This is a genomic window from Mycolicibacterium septicum DSM 44393 (assembly GCF_000455325.1).
Taxonomy (GTDB): domain Bacteria; phylum Actinomycetota; class Actinomycetes; order Mycobacteriales; family Mycobacteriaceae; genus Mycobacterium; species Mycobacterium septicum.
This window is the reverse complement of the sequence record NZ_HG322951.1, coordinates 1992515-2012320: the sequence shown is the minus strand read 5'-3', so window position 1 is coordinate 2012320 and position 19806 is coordinate 1992515. Positions and strand designations below refer to the sequence as shown.

Here is a 19806-nt window from a genome sequence, read left to right as displayed (position 1 = left end):
CAGCACCCTAACGCCAATCCGGTCACAAAACCACATTTTCTGGCGCCCATTTAAGCCCGATTGCTTGCACTAGTGCCCACTTGTGCGGTGTACTGGGTGTACATGTGACCGGCGTCACCCAGCAGCCGGCAAGATCGGAGGTCGTCAGATGTCCACTGTCGAAGCGCCACGCACCGGGGTCCGGGTGCACGTGCAGAAGCTGGGCACCTCGCTGTCGAACATGGTGATGCCGAACATCGGCGCCTTCATCGCCTGGGGCCTGATCACGGCCCTGTTCATCGAGCAGGGCTGGCTGCAGGCCATCTTCTCCGGACTCAGGGACCCCGACGGCTGGGTGGCCAGGATCGGCGGCTGGGGCAGCTATGACGGCGCAGGCATCGTCGGCCCGATGATCACCTACCTGCTGCCCGTCCTGATCGGATACACCGGTGGCCGGATGATCCACGGCAACCGCGGCGCCGTCGTCGGCGCGATCGCCACCATGGGGGTGGTCGCCGGCGCCGACGTCCCGATGTTCATGGGCGCGATGATCATGGGGCCGCTGGGCGGCTGGGCGATGAAGAAGGCAGACGCGCTGTGGGAGGGCAAGATCCGGCCCGGTTTCGAGATGCTCGTCGACAACTTCTCCGCCGGCATCCTGGGCATGCTGCTGGCCATCTTCGGCTTCTTCGGTATCGGACCGATCGTGTCCTCGTTCACCCGTGCCGCCGGACACGCGGTGGACTTCCTGGTCAACAATGACCTGCTGCCCCTGACCTCGGTGCTCATCGAACCGGCGAAGGTGCTGTTCCTCAACAACGCCATCAACCACGGCGTGCTGACCCCGCTGGGCACCACCCAGGCACTGGACACCGGCAAGTCGATTCTGTTCCTGCTTGAGACCAATCCCGGTCCGGGCCTGGGAGTCCTGTTGGCGTTCATGGTGTTCGGCCGGGGCGCCGCCCGCGCCTCGGCACCGGGCGCCGCGATCATCCAGTTCTTCGGCGGCATCCACGAGATCTACTTCCCGTACGTGCTGATGAAGCCCAAGCTGATCGCCGCCACCATCCTCGGCGGCATGACCGGCGTCTTCGTCAACGTGCTGTTCGGTTCCGGTTTGCGCGCCCCGGCCGCACCCGGCTCGATCATCGCGATCTACGCGCAGACTGCCAGCGGCAGCTTCCTCGGCGTGACGTTGTCGGTGCTCGCGGCCACCGCCGTCTCGTTCGCCGTCGCCTCACTGCTGCTCAAGACCGATCGTGCCGACAGCGAAACCGATCTCGCCGCGGCGACCGCCGAGATGGAGGCGCTCAAGGGCAAGAAGTCCAGCGTGGCTTCCGCCCTGGTCGGTACGCCCCGCGGTCCGGTGCGCAACATCGTGTTCGCCTGTGACGCCGGCATGGGATCCTCGGCGATGGGAGCGTCCGTGCTGCGCAAGAAGATCCGGTCCGCGGGATTCGGCGACATCACCGTGACCAACCAGTCGATCGCCAATCTCACCGACACCTATGACCTGGTGGTCACCCACCGCGACCTGACCGACCGGGCCCGCCTGAAAACCGGTTCGGCCGTCCACGTCTCGGTGGAGGACTTCATGAGTTCACCCCGCTACGACGAGATCGTCGAGATGCTCGGTGACACGAACTCTGCCAGTGGTGCAGCGCCACCCGAGGAACCCGTGGACAAAGCAGACGACCTGCTGCCCCTCGATTCGATCGTGCTGGCCGGCACCGCCACCTCGGCGGACGCCGCCATCGACGAGGCGGGTGCCCTGTTGGTCGCTGCCGACGCCGTCGAGCCGGCCTACGTGGATGCCATGCACGAGCGGGAGAAGTCGGTGTCGACCTACATGGGCAACGGTCTGGCCATCCCGCACGGCACCAACGAGGCCAAGACCGCGATCCGCCGCACCGGGATCTCGTTCGTTCGCTACCCCGAACCGATCGACTGGAACGGCAAGCCCGCCGAGTTCGTCGTCGGCATTGCCGGACTGGGCAACGACCACATGGCACTGCTGACCAAGATCGCGCACGTGTTCCTCGACAAGGACGAGGTGGCCCGGCTGCGGGCGGCGACCAGCGCCGACGACGTGCGCGCGGTGCTTTCCGACAGCAAATAGCCGACGCCGCACCCGGGTGCCCCAGAATGGCAAGCGTGGATTCAGATACCCGCCAGAGTCGCATCGTCGAGTTCGCGCGCAGCCGGGGCCGCGTCGACGTGCTGACGCTGGCCGAGGAACTCGACGTCGCGGCCGAGACCATCCGCCGCGACCTCAAGGCACTGGCCGGGAGACGGCTGCTCAAACGTGTACACGGCGGAGCGATCCCACTGGAGACCGCGGCGTTCGAATCCACCGTCGAATACCGCAGCCAGGTAGACCTGGCCCAGAAGCACCGCATCGCTGCCGCGGCGGCACACCTGTTGCACGGCGCCGAAACCGTCTACCTGGACGAGGGTTTCACGCCACGGCTGATCGCCGAACAGCTCGCCGACGAGGAACTGACGGTGGTGACATCATCGCTGCTGGCCGCCGAGGCGCTGGCACACAGCGAGACCGTCACCGTCCTGATGATCGGTGGCCGCATGCGAGGACGCACCCTGGCCACCGTCGACCAGTGGGCGGTGGAGCGACTGAACAGCCTGGTGATCGACATCGCCTTTCTCGGCACCAACGGGATCACGGTCGAACACGGCCTCACCACACCGGATCCCGCAGTGGCAGCGGTGAAGCAGACAGCGGTCAAGGTTACGCAACGGTGTGTACTGGTGGCGGCGCATTCCAAGTTCGGGGAAACGAGTTTCTGCCGGTTCGCAGACGTCTCCGATTTCGAGTCGGTCGTCACCGGCACCGAGTTGCCCGCGGAGGAAGCACAGCGCTATGAAGCGCTGGGGCCATCGGTGATCCGCACCTGAAGACCGTCCCAGAACCGGCCCGCCCGTTGCGCAATCTCATCCGGGTATTCGCCGTTGATGGCGTGAGAAGCGTCGGACCAGAGCTCGATCTCACCACGCGCCAACATCTCTCGCGCCCGTGCGACGGCGCGTGTCGGGTTGAGCATGACGCTGCGGCCCGCGATCAACGCCAGCACCGGCACGTCGATCCCCCGCAATTGCTCATCGCTGAACAGCTTCGGCATCGGCGTGCGCAGCGTGAAATCCGTTGAACCCGCGGAGATCAGTGCGGCCACCACCTCGGCGGCATCCACATCGGCACCCCCGGCAATCCAGCTCTGCACGCGCCTGCGCCAACGCTCGGGCACGCCCGGCGCGAACAATGCCACCGAGGCCAGTATCGCCTTGACCGGAACACCGGAGAAGGTGAACACCGGGTCCAACAAGGTGAGCGACGCGATCCGGCCGGATCCGTGTACACCACCATTCACGGCCGTCCAGCCGCCCATCGACACCCCGAGCAGATGGGCCTTGTCCAGCCCGAGGCCGGCCAGCGCCTCATCCAGCCACTGTGCCTGGTCCCGGGCATCACGAATCGGCTTGTGCTGCACCGACAGACCGGCCTCACCGAGCAGATCGATGCCGTACACGGTGCGGCGTTCCAGCAACGGCCCGAGGTTGGTTTCATACATCGGCGTCGACGCGTTACGGCCCGGCAGCAGGACGACCGGGGTGCCATCCCCCGGCCCGGCGAAGCGGTAGGCCCGCACGGTCCCGAATGAGGTTGGCACGTCGAACAGTTCGAACGGCGGCAAGGCCGCCATCCCGGCCCGGTAGGCGCCCAGGAAATGCTCGAACGCGGCGTCGGAGACGAACGCTCCCAGCCCACTGCGGTCCCACCGCCCGGCGATGTTGACCGTGGGAACCCGCAGATCCATCAGACCTCCGCGTCGAGTGGCAGAACTACTCGACGGTGACGGACTTGGCCAGGTTGCGCGGCTTGTCGACGTCGTACCCGCGCGCCCGGGCCACCCCGGCCGCGAACACCTGCAGCGGGATGGTGGACAGCAACGGCTGGAAAAGCGTTGACACCGCCGGGATCTCGATCAGGTGATCGGCGTACGGCCGCACCGTGTCGTCACCCTCCTCGGCGATCACGATGGTCACCGCGCCGCGGGCCTGGATCTCTCGGATGTTGGACAGCAGCTTGGCGTGCAGCATCTGCGCGTTCTTGGGCGACGGCATCACCACGATGACCGGCAGGTCCTCGTCGATCAGGGCGATCGGACCGTGCTTGAGCTCACCGGCGGCGAAGCCCTCGGCGTGCATGTAGGCCAGCTCCTTGAGCTTGAGCGCGCCTTCCAGCGCCACCGGGTAGCCGACGTGCCGCCCCAGGAACAGGATCGTGGGCGACGTCGCGAACCGCTGCGCCAACTGCCCCACCGGCTCGATGCCGGCCAGGACCCGGCTGACCATGTCCGGCATGGCCTCCAGCTCGTGGTACTCGCGCTCGACCTCGTCGGGGTACTTGGTTCCGCGGGCCTGTGCCAGCGCCAGCCCGACCAGGTAGTTCGCGGCGATCTGCGCCAGGAACGTCTTGGTGGCGGCCACACCGATCTCCGGCCCGGCCCGGGTGTAGAGCACCGCGTCGGCCTCGCGCGGGATCTGGCTGCCGTTGGTGTTGCAGATCGCCAGCACCTTGGCCTTCTGGGTCTTGGCGTGCCGCACCGCTTCCAGCGTGTCGGCGGTCTCGCCCGACTGCGAGATGGCGATCACCAAGGTGCTGCGGTCCAGAACCGGGTCGCGGTACCGGAACTCGCTGGCGAGTTCGACCTCGACCGGCAGCCGGGTCCAGTGCTCGATGGCGTACTTGGCCAGCAGGCCCGAGTGGTAGGCGGTGCCGCAGGCGACGATGAACACCTTGTCGATCTCGCGCAGTTCCTGATCGGACAGGCGCTGCTCGTCGAGCACGATGCGGCCGTCGACGAAATGCCCCAGCAGGGTGTCGGCGACCGCGGCGGGCTGCTCGGCGATCTCCTTGAGCATGAAGTAGTCGTAGCCACCCTTTTCGGCAGCGTCGAGGTCCCAGTCGATATGGAATTCCCGGTAGTCCCGGCCGGCCTGCAGGTCGTCGCGGCCGAAGAAGTCGGTGATCCGGTAGCCGTCGGCGGTCAGCACCACCGCCTGGTCCTGGCCGAGCTCCACGGCGTGCCGGGTGTGCTCGATGAACGCCGCCACGTCGGACCCGACGAACATCTCGTTCTCACCGATGCCGACGACGAGCGGGGTGGACCGGCGAGCCGCCACGATCGTGCCCGGATCGTCGGCGCTGGCGAACACCAGGGTGAAGTGGCCTTCCAGGCGCTGCAGTACGGCCAGGACGGACGCCGGAAAGTCGCCGGCGGTGTCGCCGTTGGCGTACTGACGGGCCACAAGGTGGACAGCCACCTCGGAGTCGGTGTCGCTGGCGAACTCGACTCCGTCGGCTTCCAGCTCCGCGCGCAGGACGGCGAAGTTCTCGATGATGCCGTTGTGGACGACGGCGATCTTGCCCGCGGCGTCGCGGTGCGGGTGTGCGTTGCGGTCGGTGGGCCGGCCGTGGGTGGCCCACCGGGTGTGGCCGAGGCCGGTCGTGCCGGTCAGCACGCCGTCGTCGGTCTCGGCGAGGGCGGTCTCCAGGTTGGCCAGGCGTCCGGCGCGGCGACGTACCGTCAACCCGCCGTTGTCGTCGATCAGCGCGATTCCCGCGGAGTCGTAACCCCGGTATTCCATCCGGCGCAGCGCGTCGACGACGATGCCGCGGGCCGGGCGCGCCCCGACGTAGCCGACGATTCCACACATAGGGTCCCAGGGTAGTGCAGTCGGAGCCCTGGCCCGATTCTGCGCGACGGCGTTTGACACATATCACCGCGAAAGCACCCAGGCGCAGATTCGGCCCGCTGCGCTACGGTCAACGCGTGGCCAGCACAAAGAAGCTCTTCGCAGGGTTGACCCGCCGCGGACCGCATCGCGTTCTGCGTGGTGACCTGGCGTTCGCCGGCATGCCGGGAGTGGTGTACACGCCGGAGTCCGGCCTGAACCTGCCCGGCGTGGTGTTCGGCCACGAGTGGATGACGCAGGCGGACAACTACACGCACACGCTGGAGCACCTGGCCTCCTGGGGCATCGTGGCGGCCGCCCCCAACACCGAGACGAGCCTGGCGCCGTCGGTGCTCAATTTCGCCTTCGACCTGGGCGCGGCCCTCGAGATCATCACCGGGGTGCGGCTGGGGACCGGCAAGATCAGCGTGCACCCGGGCAAGCGAGGTGTGGTCGGACACGGTTTCGGCGGGTCCGCCGCCGTGTTCGCCGCCGCGGGCATGGGCGGCGACGCGCACCGCCCCAAAGCCGTGGTGTCGCTGTTCCCGACGGTGACCAAGCCACCGGCCGAACAACCGGCGTCGACGCTGAAGGTGCCCGGGCTGGTGCTGACCGCCCCCGGCGACCCGATGACGCTGCGCTCGAATGCCGTGGAGCTGGCCCGGGCCTGGGAGGGCGCGACGCTGCGGACGGTGAGCAAGGCGCAGGCCGGTGGGCTGGTCGAGGGCCGTCGGCTGGCCCGATTCATCGGCTTGCCCGGCGCCGACCGGGACACCCAGAAGATCGTTCGCGGCCTGCTCACCGGGTATCTGCTGGCCACGCTGGCCGGCGACAAGACCTACCGCGATTTCGCCGACCCCGAGGGCGACCTGCCGCACACCGAGCCGGCCGACCCGAACGCCGATCCGGTCGCGCTCGAGGACAAGGTCGTCGCGCTTCTCAAGCCGTGATGCAGTCCGTGTGACACGGCCTGAGTCCGCCCGCCGGTCGATATGATCAACTGATCATTAATTCGGCACTTTCTGCGCGACCCTGACCTGTCACATAGATCGGAGACGGACGCCGATGAGAAGTCGAGCCGCCATCGTCTACGAATACGGCGGCCCATGGCAGGTGGAAGAGTTCGAACTCGACCCACCGCGGGCCGGCGAGGTACTGGTGCAGCTCGCCGCCGCCGGGCTGTGCCACTCCGACGACCACATCCGCCGGGGCATCATGGTTCCCCCGCAGAACGGCGGCCTCCGCCCACCGATGACCCCCAGCATTGGCGGCCACGAGGGCGCAGGCGTGGTCGTCGAGGTCGGCGACGGCGTCACCCGGTTCGCCCCGGGCGACCACGTGGTGACGTCGTTTGTCGCCGTTTGCGGCGAATGCCGATGGTGCACAACCGGCATGGAATACATCTGCGATGCCGGGGCCGGAACGCTGATGCCCGGCATGCCCACGGACGGGACCTTTCGGCACCACACCCTCGACGGCGGCAACCTCGCCCATGTGTCCAAGATCGGGGCTTTCGCCGAACACACAGTGGTTTCGGCGGCCTCCCTGGTCAAGATCGAGCCACACCTCCCCCTGGTCCCGGGTGCACTGCTCGCCTGTGCGGTGCCGACCGGTTACGGCTCGGCCGCCTATCGGGGCGGAGTGCGCGGCGGCGACACCGTCGTGGTGATCGGCGTCGGCGGGATCGGCACCGCGGCCGTACAGGCCGCCCGCATCAACGGTGCCGCGTCGATCGTCGCCGTCGATCCCGTTGAGTTCAAACGGAAGTCGGCCCTGACCTTCGGTGCCACCCACGTGGCGGCCGCCGCCGACGAGGCATTCGACCTGGTCCGCGAACTCACCCGTGGGGTGATGGCGGACAGCGTCGTCGTGTCCCCTTCGGAGATCGGCGAATCCGATGTCGTCGACGCGTTGAGTCTCACCCGCAAGGGCGGGACGTGCGTGCTCACCGCCATGTCGGCACCGGGCACCCGACCGTTGGACTTCAATCTTCAGGACGTCGTCCTGATGAACAAGAACCTGTGCGGCACCGTCTTCGGCTCCTGCAATCCGAAGGCGGACATCCCACGTCTGGCGGGTCTGTACGATTCCGGGCTGCTGCAGCTGGACGAGATGATCACCAGGCGTTATCGCCTCGACGACATCAACGACGCCTACGCCGACCTCGCCCAGGGTGAATTGATCAGGGGCGTCATCGATTTCGGGATCGCATAGCCGCACCGGCTATGTCGAGGCCATCCAGGTTTCCGTCAGTACGCCACGCAGCCAGGATGTCCGCGTATTCCATCGGACTGCCGAAGAAGAAACTGCCCTGACGCAATCGCACGTCGGCCTGGCCCTCGCGGTTGTAGTACCCCGGCGTGCACGACTCACGTCGGCCGGCGATGACATCGGAACGCTCCACCACGGTGTCGACCCATGCCGATTCGGCGTCGGCGGTCGCTTCGATCACGGCGGCGTCGTGCTGTAACGCCCAGGCGATCGTCCAGGCGATGTGACGGGACTGGGTGTCGATGAGGTAGGGAAAGTTCACCGTGAAGCCCGATTGGGCGATGCTCTCGATGAAACAGTTCGGGAAGCCGTTGACCTGTAAGCCGTGGAACGTGCGCACACCGTCGGCCCACTTCTCGGTGAGCGTCAGGCCGTCACGGCCGATGATCTCGAACCCGGTGCGGCGTGCGTACTCGGTGCCCACCTCGAAACCCGTCGCGAAAATCAAACAGTCCAAGGGATATTCGACGTCATCGACGACTACGCCGCGCTCGCCGATCTGCTGGACACCGCTGCCGCGGGTGTCGACGAGGCTGACGTTCTCGCGATTGAACGCCTGGAGGTACTCATCGTGGAAGCAGGGGCGTTTACAGAAGTAGCCGTACCACGGCTTGAGCGCCTGCGCGGTAGCCGAATCGGTCACGACGGCATCGATCCGGGCCCGGATCTCTTCCATCTTGGCGAAGTCCGCGAGCTCGGCGGTACTCGGGCCACCGTCCGCGTTGTGCCGCACAATCGGCAGCTTCTTGGTGAGGCTCGTCCACGCGTCGTCGACGAGGTCCTCGTCGGCTTGTCCACCGGCGGTGAGCATCTGAAAGTTCTCGATGCGGCGCCGTTGCCAACCGGGCTCCAGCGAGGCCGCCCACTCCGGATCGGTGGCCCGGTTGGCACGGACGTCGACCGTCGAGGGGGTGCGCTGGAAGACGTACAACTGCCCCACCGCGGCGGCCAGCCGCGGGACGCACTGGATCGCGGTCGCGCCCGTACCGACGATGCCGACCCGCTTGTCGGCCAGGTTCTCCAGATGCGCGCCGGTGTACCCGTAGTCCCACCGGCTGGTGTGGAATGTGTGCCCGCGGAACGACCCCATTCCCGGAATACCCGGCAGCTTGGGCTTCTGCAGGTAGCCGTTGGCCATCGCCACGAACCTGGCCCTGATCGCATCGCCATGGTTCGTGGTGATGAGCCACCGTGATTGCTCAGGCATCCAGCGGATTTCGCGCACCTCGGTCTGCAGGCACGCATTGCGGTACAGGTCGTAGTGCCGGGCGATGCGCTGGCAGTGCGCGAAGATCTCCGCGCCCTTCGAATACTTCTCGGTGGGAACGTAGCCGAGCTCCTCCAGCAGCGGCATGTACACGTACGACTCGACGTCGCAGGCGATACCCGGATACCGGTTCCAGTACCAGGTGCCGCCCACGTCGGCCGCCTTGTCGATCAGTCGCACGTTCTCGACTCCGAGCTCGCGCAGCCGCGCTCCGATCAACAGCCCACCGAATCCGGCGCCGATGATCGCCACGTCCACGTCGTCGGCGAGCGGTTCCCGACTGAAGTGCGGGTCTGCCCACGGGTCTTCACCGAAGCCGGCGAATCTGCCGGCTATCTCCACGTATTGGGCGATGCCATCGGGCCTCAGCCGTCGCTGGCGCTCGGCCGCGTACTTCCGGCGCAACTCATCGACGTCAATGTTCGAGCCGTCAACGTCGGTCACCGTGGCACCTTCTTCCAGACTGGTCACGCCCGCACGACTATATAATCAACCAATTGATCACATCAATGGTCGAGACGGCATTCCCGCAGGCTGCACGTGGGTCAGCGTTTTACGAACAGGGTTCCGCGGATCATCTGCTTGGCAGAGTTCAGTGCCCGCTGGTACGTCTGCGGCGACTGCGTCGCGGCCAGTTCCGTGAGGCCGTAGACCAGGGCATAGATCGCCTCGACCGTCGCATCGCCTTGCGCTCCCCCGGGGCTGTCCCGACAGGCATCGTTGACGATGCCTTTGACGATGCCACGCAAAGCCTGGAAACCACCGCCACCGGTGCCGTCCGGATAGACGGCGACGGCATTCTGACCGCGAACGGCCCACTCGAACGCAGCGAGCTCGGGATACTCCCGCATCAACCGACCGGACTCGTCGAGCACGGCATCGATCCGGTCGATGGCATCGCCAGGTGCTTGCGCTGCGCCCCGCAGCCGTGGAAGCGCGATGTCGGCCCGAGCCGCGATCGCGGCCTCCATCAACTCCGACTTGGTCGAAAAGTAGTTGTACAGGTTCGCACTCGTGATTCCCGCGCTGCGGGCGATCTCCCGAATCGTCGCCCTGGCGTAGCCGACCTCGGCCACGCAGTGCATGGTCGCAGCGATGATCCGCCGGCGCGTCTCTTCACCGTTCGCGCCGACTGGGCGACCCAATTGGGGTGTCGCCATCGCCGGCTCCCTCCGGTCTGGGCCCTGCGCACGCAGGCCCGATCGTCCTTCGGATGGTAGCGCGCAAACAGCACCGGAGCGGCGGTCGAACGGCCCGTCGGCTCGACAGCCGACATATGCTGGGCCCATGACGGCGCCTTCTCCGCAGCTCGGCCGCCCGGTGGGCGCCAGCGGCGAAGCGACCCGGGAGCGAATCATTGCCGCCGCCATGCGATGTGTCGCCGAGGTCGGCTACTCAAAGGCCACGATTCGCGAGATCGCGCGCACCGCAGAGATGACCAGCGGCAGTCTGTACCACTATTTTTCGAACAAGTCGGACTTGCTGGACGCCACGGTGACCAGAATCCAGGAGATCACCCTGCCCCGGTTGCGGGCCGCCGCCCAGAGCCGCACCGACGTCATCGATCGGCTCGATGCGGTCCTCGACGCATCCGAGGAATTGTCGCGTGAGTATCCCCACCTCGCCGCATTCGAGCAGGAAATGCGAGCGGAAGGTTCAGCGCTGCCCCGAGGTGACGCTCGTGCCGACGCCGGATTCGAGGCACTACACAACATCTTTCGCGAGATCATCGGCGACGCGCAGCGGGAGGGCGTGTTGGCCGACGACGCCGACGCTGCCGGGGCGACCGACGCGCTCTACGCACTCAGTCGCGGCTTGACCGCGCAGGCAGCCAATCTCTCACCTAGCGCCTACCGCGCCACCACCGATGCGGCCCGGCAACTGATCCGTGGGACGGTACTGCCCGCGCGCGGCGATTGAGACGCCGGCAGTCAATTCACCGCCTCGGCAACCGCTTTGGTCTCCAGGTACTCCTCGAAGCCGGCCAGGCCCATCTCACGGCCGATGCCCGACTGTTTGTAGCCCCCGAACGGCACATCGGGCGAATACCACTGGCCGCCATTGACATTGATCGTCCCGGTCCGCAGCCGCGCTACGACCCAGGCCACCCGCTCCGGGTCCGCACCGAAGACGGTGCCGGACAGCCCGTAGGGTGAATCGTTGGCGATGCGCACCGCGTCGGCGTCGCCGTCGTGGGCCAGCACCACCAGGACCGGTCCGAAGATCTCTTCCTGGGCCACCCGTGCATCGTTGGTCAACCCGCTGATCACGGTCGGCTCGATGAAGAAGCCTGCGCCGGAGGGCCGGCCGCCACCGCAGGCGAGCGTGCCGCCTTCTTCGAGCGCCAAGTCCAGATACCCTTGCACCCGGTCTCGCTGCCTGGCTGAAATAAGTGGTCCACAAAGGACATTCGGGTCCCGTGGATCCCCCACTGGAATCTGCGCCATCGCCTCAGTGGCGGCGGTGACCGCTTCGTCGTACCGGCTCCGGGGCACCACGAGGCGAGTGGTCAGCGCGCAACCTTGTCCGGCATGGGTCGTCACGGCGAAAGCGGCCCTCGTGCAGGCCGCAACCAGGTCGGCATCATCGAGTACGACGAACGCCGACTTGCCGCCGAGTTCGAGAAAGACCTTCTTGATGGTTTGCGAGGCCGCCGCCATCACCGAGCGGCCCGTCGCGGTGGATCCGGTGAACGAAACGACGTCGACACGCGGATCCTCGGCGAGCATGGCGCCCAGGCGATGATCCGACGACGTCACGATGTTGACGACACCCGGCGGAAAGTCGGTCTTGTCCGCGATGATCCGGCCGACCTCCGCCGCACACCACGGCGTATCGGGCGCCGGCTTGAGCACCACCGTGTTTCCGGCCGCGAGCGCCGGGCCGAGCTTGGCGAAGGTCACCTGATGCGGAAAGTTCCACGGCGTGATCGCCCCGACGACACCGAACGCCTCGCGCACGAGCGTGCGTCGCGTCGGCACTCCAAGCGGCTCCGCCACACCGAGATCGACGCGCCACGGGTAACTTTCGGCAGTGTCGGCGGGGAACGCCAGGTCGTTGATCGGGCCCTGCAGATGTCCGCTCTGGGTCAGCCGCAGCGGCGCGCCGGCCTCCGCGACGGTGATGTCGCGCAGCCTCTCGATGTCGGCGTTGAGCGCGTCGCGCAACTGCCGCAGGCAATGCACCCGCAGCGCGACGTCGCGTGACCAGTCCGTCTCGTCGAATGCGGCCCGCGCCGCATCGATGGCACGGTCCATGTCGGCGGCGTCGCCGTCAGCAGCCGTGCCGAGCAGCTCCTCGGTTGCCGGGTTGATGGTCGGGAACGCGCCGCCACCACCGGGCGCCAACCGGCCATCGATCAGTAGCTGGGTCACCGCGCCGGCGGTCACTGTCATGGCAGCAGCGTAGTGACGGGCCGCTCGGGTAATCAAGCAATTGATCACATAGTGCCGTCCGCCGCGCCTCCGTAAACTGAATTCGCGTGACCGACCCCGAGATCGAGATCACCGCAGATCTGGTCCGCGACCTGCTGCAGGACCAACATCCAGACCTCGCAGGGCTGACCATCCGCGAGGTGGCGGGCGGCTGGGGCAACCAAATGTGGCGCCTCGGCGATGAGTTGGCCGTGCGCATGCAGCGCATGGACCGAACCCCGGAACTCCAGCTCAAGGAGCGACGATGGCTACCCGTGTTGGCCCCGCGCCTGCCGCTCCCGGTGCCGACTCCGGTGCGGTTCGGTGAACCGTCCGTCCGCTTCCCCAAGCACTGGACCGTGATGACGTGGGTTCCTGGGGAGCCGCTGGACCACGGCGTGATCAGCCGCGGCGACCATGCGGCCGACACGCTGGCGGGCTTCCTGCGGGCGCTCCATGTGGAGGCACCCGCCGAGGCACCGATCGCCGCAGACCGCGGAGCCCATCCCAGGAACTGCGCGGACGGCTTCGAGAACTTCTTCCAGGCCGTTGTTCCCGACGACATCGCTGCCGACGTCCGGAACGTCTGGGATGAGGCCGTTGCGGCCCAGGCATGGGAGGGCCCGCCGGTGTGGGTGCACGGCGACCTCCATCCCGCGAACGCCATCGTCTCGGACGGAACGCTCTCGGGCATCGTCGATTTCGGCGACATGTTTTCCGGCGATCCCGCGTGGGATCTCGCGGCGGCATGGGTACTACTACCCGCGGGCACAGCCTCACGGTTCTTCGACCGGTACGCGCAAGCAGATGAGGCGGCGATCCGGCGCGCCCGCGGGCTGGCCGCCATGAAGTGCCTTTTCCTGATGCTCATGGGGCAGAACGGAGACCGGGGCGTCCCCGGTGGGAAGCCGAACTGGGGCCCGGTAGGCCGGGCCGCACTTGAGCGTGTTCTGACGGGCATTTGATACGCGCTGCTTCGAAGGGCCTGTGTCGGGCCCGGCGGCTACGTATCGTGACCACGATGGACACGCAGTCCAGCCGTGGACCAGGGACGCGGCTCGATGCACTGAGTCGTCGGCGGCTGATGCAGATCGGTGGCAGCCTCGGGTTGGCCGCGACGCTTGGTGCTTGCGCCGGTGAAATCGAACCGGCATCCGCGCCGACCGCCTCGTCAACCAACGCCACGCCGGCCCCGCCCCCGCAACCGGCTGCCGTGACTCCGCTGCCACTGGAGCCGGTCCCAGCCACCACGATGTCCAGTGAACAGCCCATGGCCCAGATCTGCCGGCAGGCGTGGGGTGCGGCACCCGCCCGGGCTGGTGGACGTCCGCACACCATCACGCGAATGACATTGCACCACAGCGCTGTTGTTCTCGGCGAGAATCGACTTGCCCCGAGCCGGCTACGTCAGCACCAGCGCTACCACCAGAATGACCATGGATGGATCGACATCGCCTACCACGTCGGCGTCGATCGGAACGGCAACATCTACGAACTACGCACCCCGGAACTCGCCGGCGACACCGCGACCAACTACGACCCGGCCGGGCACTTCCTCGTCCTATGCGAGGGCGACTTCGACCAAGAACCCGTCAGCGTCGCCCAACTCGCCGGTGTAGCAACGGCATTCGCCTGGGCCGTCCAACAATTCCATGTGGCCAGCGGCACCCTGGGCGGACACCGGGACTTCGCCGATACCTCCTGCCCCGGCGCCAACCTCTACGCCCATCTCACCTCCGGCGATCTGCACACGCGCATCGATGCGCTCCTCGCCGCCGGACCTGTCGACCTGCAACGTCTCTGCGGACAAGAGGCAGCCACCAAGGTGGCAGAGATCGAGGCCGGTCAGTGAGGTATTTCGCGAGAGTTCAGCGGTAGTCCGAGAGCTCGATTGCACGCATTCGCTACGGGCGCCACACAAGTAGGGTCGTAGCACGCCAACGACTTCACCCCACAGCGCGACTGAAGATCTCCACGACGCTGTGCGGCGCGTCGTCTCCGAAGAACAATTCGAGGTTGCGCGCACTTTCCCGGGCGAATTCCACGCTGCGCGAGAACAGGTCGCGTTCGTACGAGTCGAGCGCACCTTCGATGTCCCCGGCCTGGGCCGCGATCGCTTGGCCGAGTTCGGCCGCGTCGTACATGGCCAGGTTGGCACCTTGTCCCGCGAAAGGCGACATCAGATGGGCCGCGTCACCCAACAAAGTCAATCCCGGCAACCGGTTCCACCTGTGTTCGACCGGAAGCACGTAGATGGGACGCAGCACCGGCTCGGCGCGACTCACCTCAAGAAAGCCGGTCAGTCGAGGCGACCAACCGTCGAACTCCGTTGCCAAGTAGCGAGACAAATTCGTCGTGTCGCTGAAATCGATCGAAGTGAGCCGGTCCAGTGCCGTATTCACGACCGCGTAGCCGGTCAGCGTGCCATCGCGGTTGTGATGCACCAGGATGCCTCGCCCTGATGCGACCGCAATCAGAGTGCCGCGACCGACGATCTCGGCGCACGCGGCATGCTGCGGTCCGCCGTCGATGCGCAGCTCGATGAAGCACGTGCCCGTGTACGTGGGCTCTGCACCGGAAAGACGTCGCCGCACTACCGACCAGGCGCCGTCAGCCCCCACGATCAGATCAGCGCATAGCGAGGGCCCATCGCCGAACGTGATGATCTGCCGCCCATCATCATTCGGCGTCACGGCAACGGCCTTGTGGTTCCAACGGACGGTACCGGCCGGTAACGAGTCGAGCAGCATTCTTCGGAGTTCACCGCGGTCCACTTCGGGTCGGGTCCCTCGATCCGTACCGGGGCGGTCCAACAGGACGTTGGCGTCACGGTCGACGATGCGTTTGGCATCCTCACCGGGGCGAACCAGATGCAGGAAAGGGTCGAACAGACCCGCGGTCGCGAGAGCGACCTGCCCGGTGTCGAGATGCATGTCCAAGAGACCGCCCTGCCCCCTGGCGTCGGGGCCGGCCTCGGCTTCATAGACCGTCGCAGCCACACCATGGGTGTGTAGCACCCGGGCGAGCGTAAGCCCTCCCAGTCCGGCGCCGATGATCGCGATTGAATTCGTCACTCCTGCGCTCCTGTAAACAGCCTCACCGGTGGTGAGGACATACGTAGACCCGGGATGTAGTCGGGTCCGTATTCGGAGACGCTGGACATCCTTCAATCAAGCAGGAATGCCGTGCATGCGACCGCGCTGCCAATTCGATGTCAACAGGTCGTTTTTCGCGACGACCGCGAGAATAATTGCGGTTGCCGACTTTCGCAACGATGGTGCCGGCGCTGAACAGGTTCACCCAGTCGATGTCCGTGAACCAACCTCTCCGCCAATAGCGTTGCCCACATTGATATCTCGCGTGCGACGACGATCCCACGTAAGTCAGTCAACGAGCGGTCCGACCACCGCCGCTCGTCTTGTCACGAAAGTCCCATCCCAGAGCTGCAGTTGTGGGCTACTCGCCTCGTCGCTGAATGCGTACGGTTTGGTGACGGGTTGGGTGCCTGGTGACAGGGATTTGAACTTCATGCGGGTGTTCGACGCGGTGATGGACACCGGGGGTGTGTCGGACGTACAGCCACCCGAACCGGCCCACCTGCCTGCCACTCTCCCAACCAACTAGTTGGGTTGCTACACTCCTGCGATGCGCACTGGCATCTTCCTGAGTTATGCCGGCGGCTTCAAAGAGGCTGCCGACCAAGTCGTCGAACTGGAGAAGGTGGGCATCGACATCGCCCTGGTCGCCGAGGCGTACTCCTACGATGCGATCAGCCAGCTCGGCTACCTGGCCGCCAAGACCTCCACCATGGAGCTAGGCACCGGTGTGGTCCCGATCTACACCCGCACGCCGGCCCTGATGGCCATGAGCGCGGCCGGCGTCGACTACGTGTCCGACGGACGGTTCCGCCTTGGCATCGGCACCTCCGGCCCGCAGGTGATGGAGGGCTTCCACGGCGTGCCGTTCGACGCGCCGCTGGGCCGCACCCGCGAGGTCGTCGAGATCTGCCGCAAGGTGTGGCGCCGCGAGAACCTGGACTACGACGGCAAGTACTACCAGCTGCCGCTGCCCGCCGACCGCGGCACCGGCCTGGGTAAGTCACTGCACCTGATCAATCACCCTGTCCGTGAGCGCATTCCGATCACCATCGCCGCACTGGGACCGAAGAACGTCGAGCTGACCGCCGAGATCGCCGAGGGCTGGCAGCCGGTGTTCTACCTCCCGGAGAAGGCCGACGACGTGTGGGGCGACGCCCTGCGGGCCGGGGCCGCCAAGCGTGATCCGGAGCTGGGACCGCTGGACGTCATGGTCAGCGCCAGCCTGGCCATCGGCGACGACGTCGATGACCGGCTCGCCTGGGCGAAACCCCAACTGGCGCTGTACATCGGCGGCATGGGCGCACGCGGGCAGAACTTCTACCACAAGCTGGCCACCCGGTACGGCTACGGCGAGGTCGCCGACCACATCCAGGACCTGTTCCTGGCGGGCAAGAAGGCCGAGGCCATCGCGGCCGTCCCCGACGACCTGGTGCGCAACGTATCGCTCGTCGGACCGAAGGGGTTCGTCAAAGAGCGGCTCGCCGCCTACGCCGAAGCCGGCGTGACCACGATGCTGGTGCACCCGTTGGCCACCGATACCGCCGAGACGGTCAAGTTCTGCGAGGAGCTCGTCTCGCTCACCCAGTAGCACCCGTCAAAAATTTGACGGTTCGTACAATTGCAGTACCCGACTACTCACATCATCTCCCTTGGGACACGTGACCATCAACGGGTCACACCGCCCCAAGGGAGATGAGAGATGGTTCGTTCGTACCTCGGCACCAGTGGTGCTGTCGCAGGCGCAGGCATCCTCGCGTTGGGCCTGGTGGTCGCAACCCCGCCGGAAGCCCACGCCGCGAGCATCGACATGCGGGCCGTGCGCGTGGCGTCCGTCGCCTTTTCCTCGACGCCTCCCCCGGGTCTACAGGTGGTCACGATCCGCGCCGCCAACGAGACGGCCGCACCGACTGACCCGGTCACGTTCCTCACCGAGAACGCCCAGATCCTTGCTGACGGCATCGGGCAGTCGGCCAATCGCGCCACGGTGGCCGTGGTCGGTGAGGCAGTGCTTCCGTTCGTGACCGCGTTCTTGTCCGTGGCGTCTCCCGCCCGGATTCCCACGATTCTCCTTCTGGCACAGGAGTCCTCGGAATCCATCTGGACCGGGGCGCTGAACACCAAATTCGGGCTCGGTTACGACGAATTCGTCCCCGGCTTCTACATTCCGGCCGACGTGGAGCCCACCGGCAACCCCGGCGACGCCCATGACTACGCATTGCGCCGGATCGTCGACGGCGCCGTCCTGCCCGCGACGGTCGTAGCCGTCAACCAGGTGGTCGCCAACCTCACCGAGGCGGGCGCCCCCGAGGTCGTCGAGCAACTGCTGCTTTCGTCGGAAAGGCTTGGTGCCACGGCTTTTCAGGTAGGGGCATATGTCCGCGCCTCGGCGGTATCCGCCATCCAGGAACCCATCCTCGCGGCCACCGAGGGCGGTGACGTCGGTGCCGCCCTCCAGGAAGGGGCCACACAGGTTCAGAAGGCCGTGTTCGGCGACCCGGACGCCGCCGACGCCCACGTCGACCCGTACGACGCGACGAGTCCCACTCCGCCGTCGCTGGCGAAGCTGGGTGCGATCGGCTCGGTGACCACCGTCGCGCGGCAGGAAACCGAGAAGATCGCCGGTGCGCTCGTCCCCTCAAGCAATGTGCGTACTGCGGCCGACAATCAGGCGAGTTTCGGCAACGGACGCACCATCGTCCGATCCGCGGACACCGACGGTTCCACGACCAAGAGCACCGCGAACCCGACCAGGAAGAAGCCAGTACGCGATGCAATCACCAAGGTGCGCAAGGACATCAGCCACGCCGCCGCCCAGGTTCGCGACAATCTCAAGAAGGCGGTGGGCCAGTAGGGTCGCTGCCGTCAGCCAGGCCTGTTGGGAACCGCGCGCTTGCCGAGTGTCGCGTCGAGCACCAACGATTCGAAAAGCTGGTTCACGCCGGCCATCTCCCCCGGTTCGGTGACAGCCGCGGCGTGCGCGAAACCGTCGACAATCGCACCGATCACCCGCGCCACCTGGACCGGGTCATACTCTGCGGAGATCCGCCCGGCCCGCTGACCCGCGATGACAGAGCGGGCCAGCGCGTCGGTCATCCGAGCACCCTGCTTCGAGTAACCCGCGACCAGCTCCTGATGCCGACGGGCGTCGATCGGTGCAGTCGCGACGAAGCCGGCAAGTTCGGGAAACTCGCGGTTGATCCGCATCGATTCGGTCAATGCCGCGCGCAGCAGTTCGTCCATCGAGTGCGGCCCGGCCATGGCCGGTGCGGCACTGGCCAGGATCTTGCCGTAGACGTCATCGCAGACCGCCTCGAACAACTTGTTCTTCGTCCCGAAGTGGTAGTAGACCGAGCCCGCCGTCACACCGGCCATCTCAGCGATCAGATTGTTGGTCGCGGGTCCGTAGCCGAATTGCGCAAAGCATCGACACGCTGCATCGATGACCCGTTGCCGGGTGTCGCCGCTGTCGATACCGGCGGGCCGTCCCGGTCCGGTTCTGGCGGTCTTGGGCGCACTCATCGGACCATCTTGACGCAGAGATACGGGCTCCGGGGTGACCACGTCAGTTGTCAACAGCGCTGCCGACCAACCGTCGCGGCTACTGCCCGATCCATTCCCGGGCCCGCGCGAGGGTGCGCGCCCGATCAAACGTGTCGGCCTCCCACGTGGTCGACCGGACGTCGCCGCGGTCCCCGTAGCGGCGCATGATGTCGACGTGGTGCGGCAGCCCGATAAACCGCTGCAGTGCTTCGGCATCCGTCCAGACCGAGATCGACCCACTGAGGCCCGACGCGGGCAGGCTCCACAACCAGAGGCCGACCGCGCCCGGCATGGCATACCAGCCTTCCCGCATCCGCATCCCGTTGTAGGCGACGCCCGGCAGGTGCCGCAGAGAATGCGCGGCGTATTCGGTCACGCTGACGACGACTGGCCGCTCCCCGGCGGAGGCGGGCCCGGGCATCCAGGAGACGATCAGCGGTCGGACGACGGCTGAGGCGAGGTTGTTGATCGAAGACATGCCATCACG

At 66.6% G+C, this 19806-nt stretch carries 17 protein-coding genes; 9 read left to right on the top strand and 8 right to left on the bottom strand.

The window, feature by feature from the left end; translation table 11 throughout:
* The first annotated feature begins 148 nt into the window (after positions 1-148).
* Entirely contained in the window at positions 149-2098 is a 1950-nt protein-coding gene (locus tag TX88_RS09465; protein WP_044516320.1) for a PTS mannitol transporter subunit IICBA, read from the top strand.
* 35 nt (positions 2099-2133) lie between these two features.
* Positions 2134-2892: a DeoR/GlpR family DNA-binding transcription regulator gene (locus TX88_RS09460; RefSeq protein ID WP_044516318.1), complete on the top strand. Its 759-nt coding sequence runs from the start codon at positions 2134-2136 to the stop codon at positions 2890-2892.
* Here TX88_RS09460 and TX88_RS09455 read toward each other — a convergent pair.
* Both TX88_RS09455 and glmS read right to left on the bottom strand, forming a co-directional pair.
* Complete coding sequence (locus tag TX88_RS09455) at positions 2856-3809, bottom strand: alpha/beta fold hydrolase (protein WP_044516316.1); 954 nt, start codon at positions 3807-3809, stop codon at positions 2856-2858. The two genes, TX88_RS09460 and TX88_RS09455, sit on opposite strands and share 37 nt — an antisense overlap.
* Positions 3810-3834: 25 nt before the next feature.
* The gene (glmS, locus tag TX88_RS09450; protein WP_044516315.1) at positions 3835-5712 is read right to left on the bottom strand and encodes a glutamine--fructose-6-phosphate transaminase (isomerizing); all 1878 of its coding nucleotides are present in this window, start codon (positions 5710-5712) and stop codon (positions 3835-3837) included.
* 116 nt (positions 5713-5828) lie between these two features.
* On the opposite strand from glmS, the gene TX88_RS09445 reads away from it, so the two are divergent.
* Both TX88_RS09445 and TX88_RS09440 read left to right on the top strand, forming a co-directional pair.
* A complete protein-coding gene (locus TX88_RS09445) occupies positions 5829-6680 on the top strand; it encodes a dienelactone hydrolase family protein (protein WP_044516313.1) in 852 nt (283 codons plus the stop codon).
* Between the two features lie 115 nt (positions 6681-6795).
* Positions 6796-7944, top strand: coding sequence for an NDMA-dependent alcohol dehydrogenase (locus tag TX88_RS09440; RefSeq protein WP_044516311.1), 1149 nt, complete (start codon positions 6796-6798; stop codon positions 7942-7944).
* On the opposite strand, the gene TX88_RS09435 is transcribed toward TX88_RS09440, so the two are convergent.
* Both TX88_RS09435 and TX88_RS09430 read right to left on the bottom strand, forming a co-directional pair.
* Positions 7922-9712, bottom strand: coding sequence for a flavin-containing monooxygenase (locus TX88_RS09435; protein WP_044519248.1), 1791 nt, complete (start codon positions 9710-9712; stop codon positions 7922-7924). The genes TX88_RS09440 and TX88_RS09435 overlap by 23 nt on opposite strands.
* A 101-nt stretch (positions 9713-9813) precedes the next feature.
* A complete protein-coding gene (locus TX88_RS09430; protein WP_044516309.1) occupies positions 9814-10428 on the bottom strand; it encodes a TetR/AcrR family transcriptional regulator in 615 nt (204 codons plus the stop codon).
* A gap of 127 nt (positions 10429-10555) precedes the next feature.
* Here TX88_RS09430 and TX88_RS09425 point away from each other — a divergent pair, with 127 nt between their 5' ends.
* Positions 10556-11188, top strand: a complete 633-nt coding sequence (locus tag TX88_RS09425) for a TetR/AcrR family transcriptional regulator (protein WP_044516308.1) — start codon at positions 10556-10558, stop codon at positions 11186-11188.
* An 11-nt stretch (positions 11189-11199) separates the two neighbouring features.
* On the opposite strand, the gene TX88_RS09420 is transcribed toward TX88_RS09425, so the two are convergent.
* The gene (locus tag TX88_RS09420) at positions 11200-12663 is read right to left on the bottom strand and encodes an aldehyde dehydrogenase (RefSeq protein ID WP_044516306.1); all 1464 of its coding nucleotides are present in this window, start codon (positions 12661-12663) and stop codon (positions 11200-11202) included.
* 86 nt (positions 12664-12749) lie between these two features.
* On the opposite strand from TX88_RS09420, the gene TX88_RS09415 reads away from it, so the two are divergent.
* Both TX88_RS09415 and TX88_RS35030 read left to right on the top strand, forming a co-directional pair.
* Entirely contained in the window at positions 12750-13646 is an 897-nt protein-coding gene (locus TX88_RS09415; RefSeq protein WP_044516304.1) for an aminoglycoside phosphotransferase family protein, read from the top strand.
* A 287-nt stretch (positions 13647-13933) separates the two neighbouring features.
* Positions 13934-14533 (top strand): peptidoglycan recognition protein family protein, encoded by a 600-nt coding sequence (locus TX88_RS35030; protein ID WP_409365881.1) that lies wholly within the window; start codon positions 13934-13936, stop codon positions 14531-14533.
* Between the two features lie 94 nt (positions 14534-14627).
* Here TX88_RS35030 and TX88_RS09405 read toward each other — a convergent pair whose 3' ends face one another.
* Positions 14628-15755: an FAD-dependent oxidoreductase gene (locus TX88_RS09405; RefSeq protein WP_044516303.1), complete on the bottom strand. Its 1128-nt coding sequence runs from the start codon at positions 15753-15755 to the stop codon at positions 14628-14630.
* Between the two features lie 571 nt (positions 15756-16326).
* Between TX88_RS09405 and TX88_RS09400 the strand changes: the two genes are divergently transcribed.
* Together TX88_RS09400 and TX88_RS09395 are read left to right on the top strand one after the other, a co-directional pair.
* The gene (locus TX88_RS09400) at positions 16327-17367 is read left to right on the top strand and encodes an LLM class F420-dependent oxidoreductase (protein WP_044516301.1); all 1041 of its coding nucleotides are present in this window, start codon (positions 16327-16329) and stop codon (positions 17365-17367) included.
* A 111-nt stretch (positions 17368-17478) separates the two neighbouring features.
* Positions 17479-18630 (top strand): hypothetical protein, encoded by a 1152-nt coding sequence (locus TX88_RS09395; RefSeq protein WP_044516299.1) that lies wholly within the window; start codon positions 17479-17481, stop codon positions 18628-18630.
* Positions 18631-18641: 11 nt separating this feature from the next.
* On the opposite strand, the gene TX88_RS09390 is transcribed toward TX88_RS09395, so the two are convergent.
* Together TX88_RS09390 and TX88_RS09385 are read right to left on the bottom strand one after the other, a co-directional pair.
* Positions 18642-19298: a TetR/AcrR family transcriptional regulator gene (locus tag TX88_RS09390; RefSeq protein ID WP_044516297.1), complete on the bottom strand. Its 657-nt coding sequence runs from the start codon at positions 19296-19298 to the stop codon at positions 18642-18644.
* Positions 19299-19377: 79 nt separating this feature from the next.
* Entirely contained in the window at positions 19378-19797 is a 420-nt protein-coding gene (locus TX88_RS09385; protein WP_049924885.1) for a hypothetical protein, read from the bottom strand.
* Positions 19798-19806: the final 9 nt, after the last annotated feature.

Bases quoted from the DNA above. Each gene is read 5' to 3' on its own strand.
- TX88_RS09465 (WP_044516320.1), top strand. From the start codon at position 149: ATGTCCACTGTCGAAGCGCCACGCACCGGGGTCCGGGTGCACGTGCAG.
- TX88_RS09455 (WP_044516316.1), bottom strand. From the start codon at position 3,809: ATGGATCTGCGGGTTCCCACGGTCAACATCGCCGGGCGGTGGGACCGC.
- glmS (WP_044516315.1), bottom strand. From the start codon at position 5,712: ATGTGTGGAATCGTCGGCTACGTCGGGGCGCGCCCGGCCCGCGGCATC.
- TX88_RS09440 (WP_044516311.1), top strand. From the start codon at position 6,796: ATGAGAAGTCGAGCCGCCATCGTCTACGAATACGGCGGCCCATGGCAG.
- TX88_RS09430 (WP_044516309.1), bottom strand. From the start codon at position 10,428: ATGGCGACACCCCAATTGGGTCGCCCAGTCGGCGCGAACGGTGAAGAG.
- TX88_RS09425 (WP_044516308.1), top strand. From the start codon at position 10,556: ATGACGGCGCCTTCTCCGCAGCTCGGCCGCCCGGTGGGCGCCAGCGGC.
- TX88_RS09420 (WP_044516306.1), bottom strand. From the start codon at position 12,663: ATGACAGTGACCGCCGGCGCGGTGACCCAGCTACTGATCGATGGCCGG.
- TX88_RS35030 (WP_409365881.1), top strand. From the start codon at position 13,934: ATGTCCAGTGAACAGCCCATGGCCCAGATCTGCCGGCAGGCGTGGGGT.
- TX88_RS09400 (WP_044516301.1), top strand. From the start codon at position 16,327: ATGCGCACTGGCATCTTCCTGAGTTATGCCGGCGGCTTCAAAGAGGCT.
- TX88_RS09395 (WP_044516299.1), top strand. From the start codon at position 17,479: ATGGTTCGTTCGTACCTCGGCACCAGTGGTGCTGTCGCAGGCGCAGGC.
- TX88_RS09390 (WP_044516297.1), bottom strand. From the start codon at position 19,298: ATGAGTGCGCCCAAGACCGCCAGAACCGGACCGGGACGGCCCGCCGGT.
- TX88_RS09385 (WP_049924885.1), bottom strand. From the start codon at position 19,797: ATGTCTTCGATCAACAACCTCGCCTCAGCCGTCGTCCGACCGCTGATC.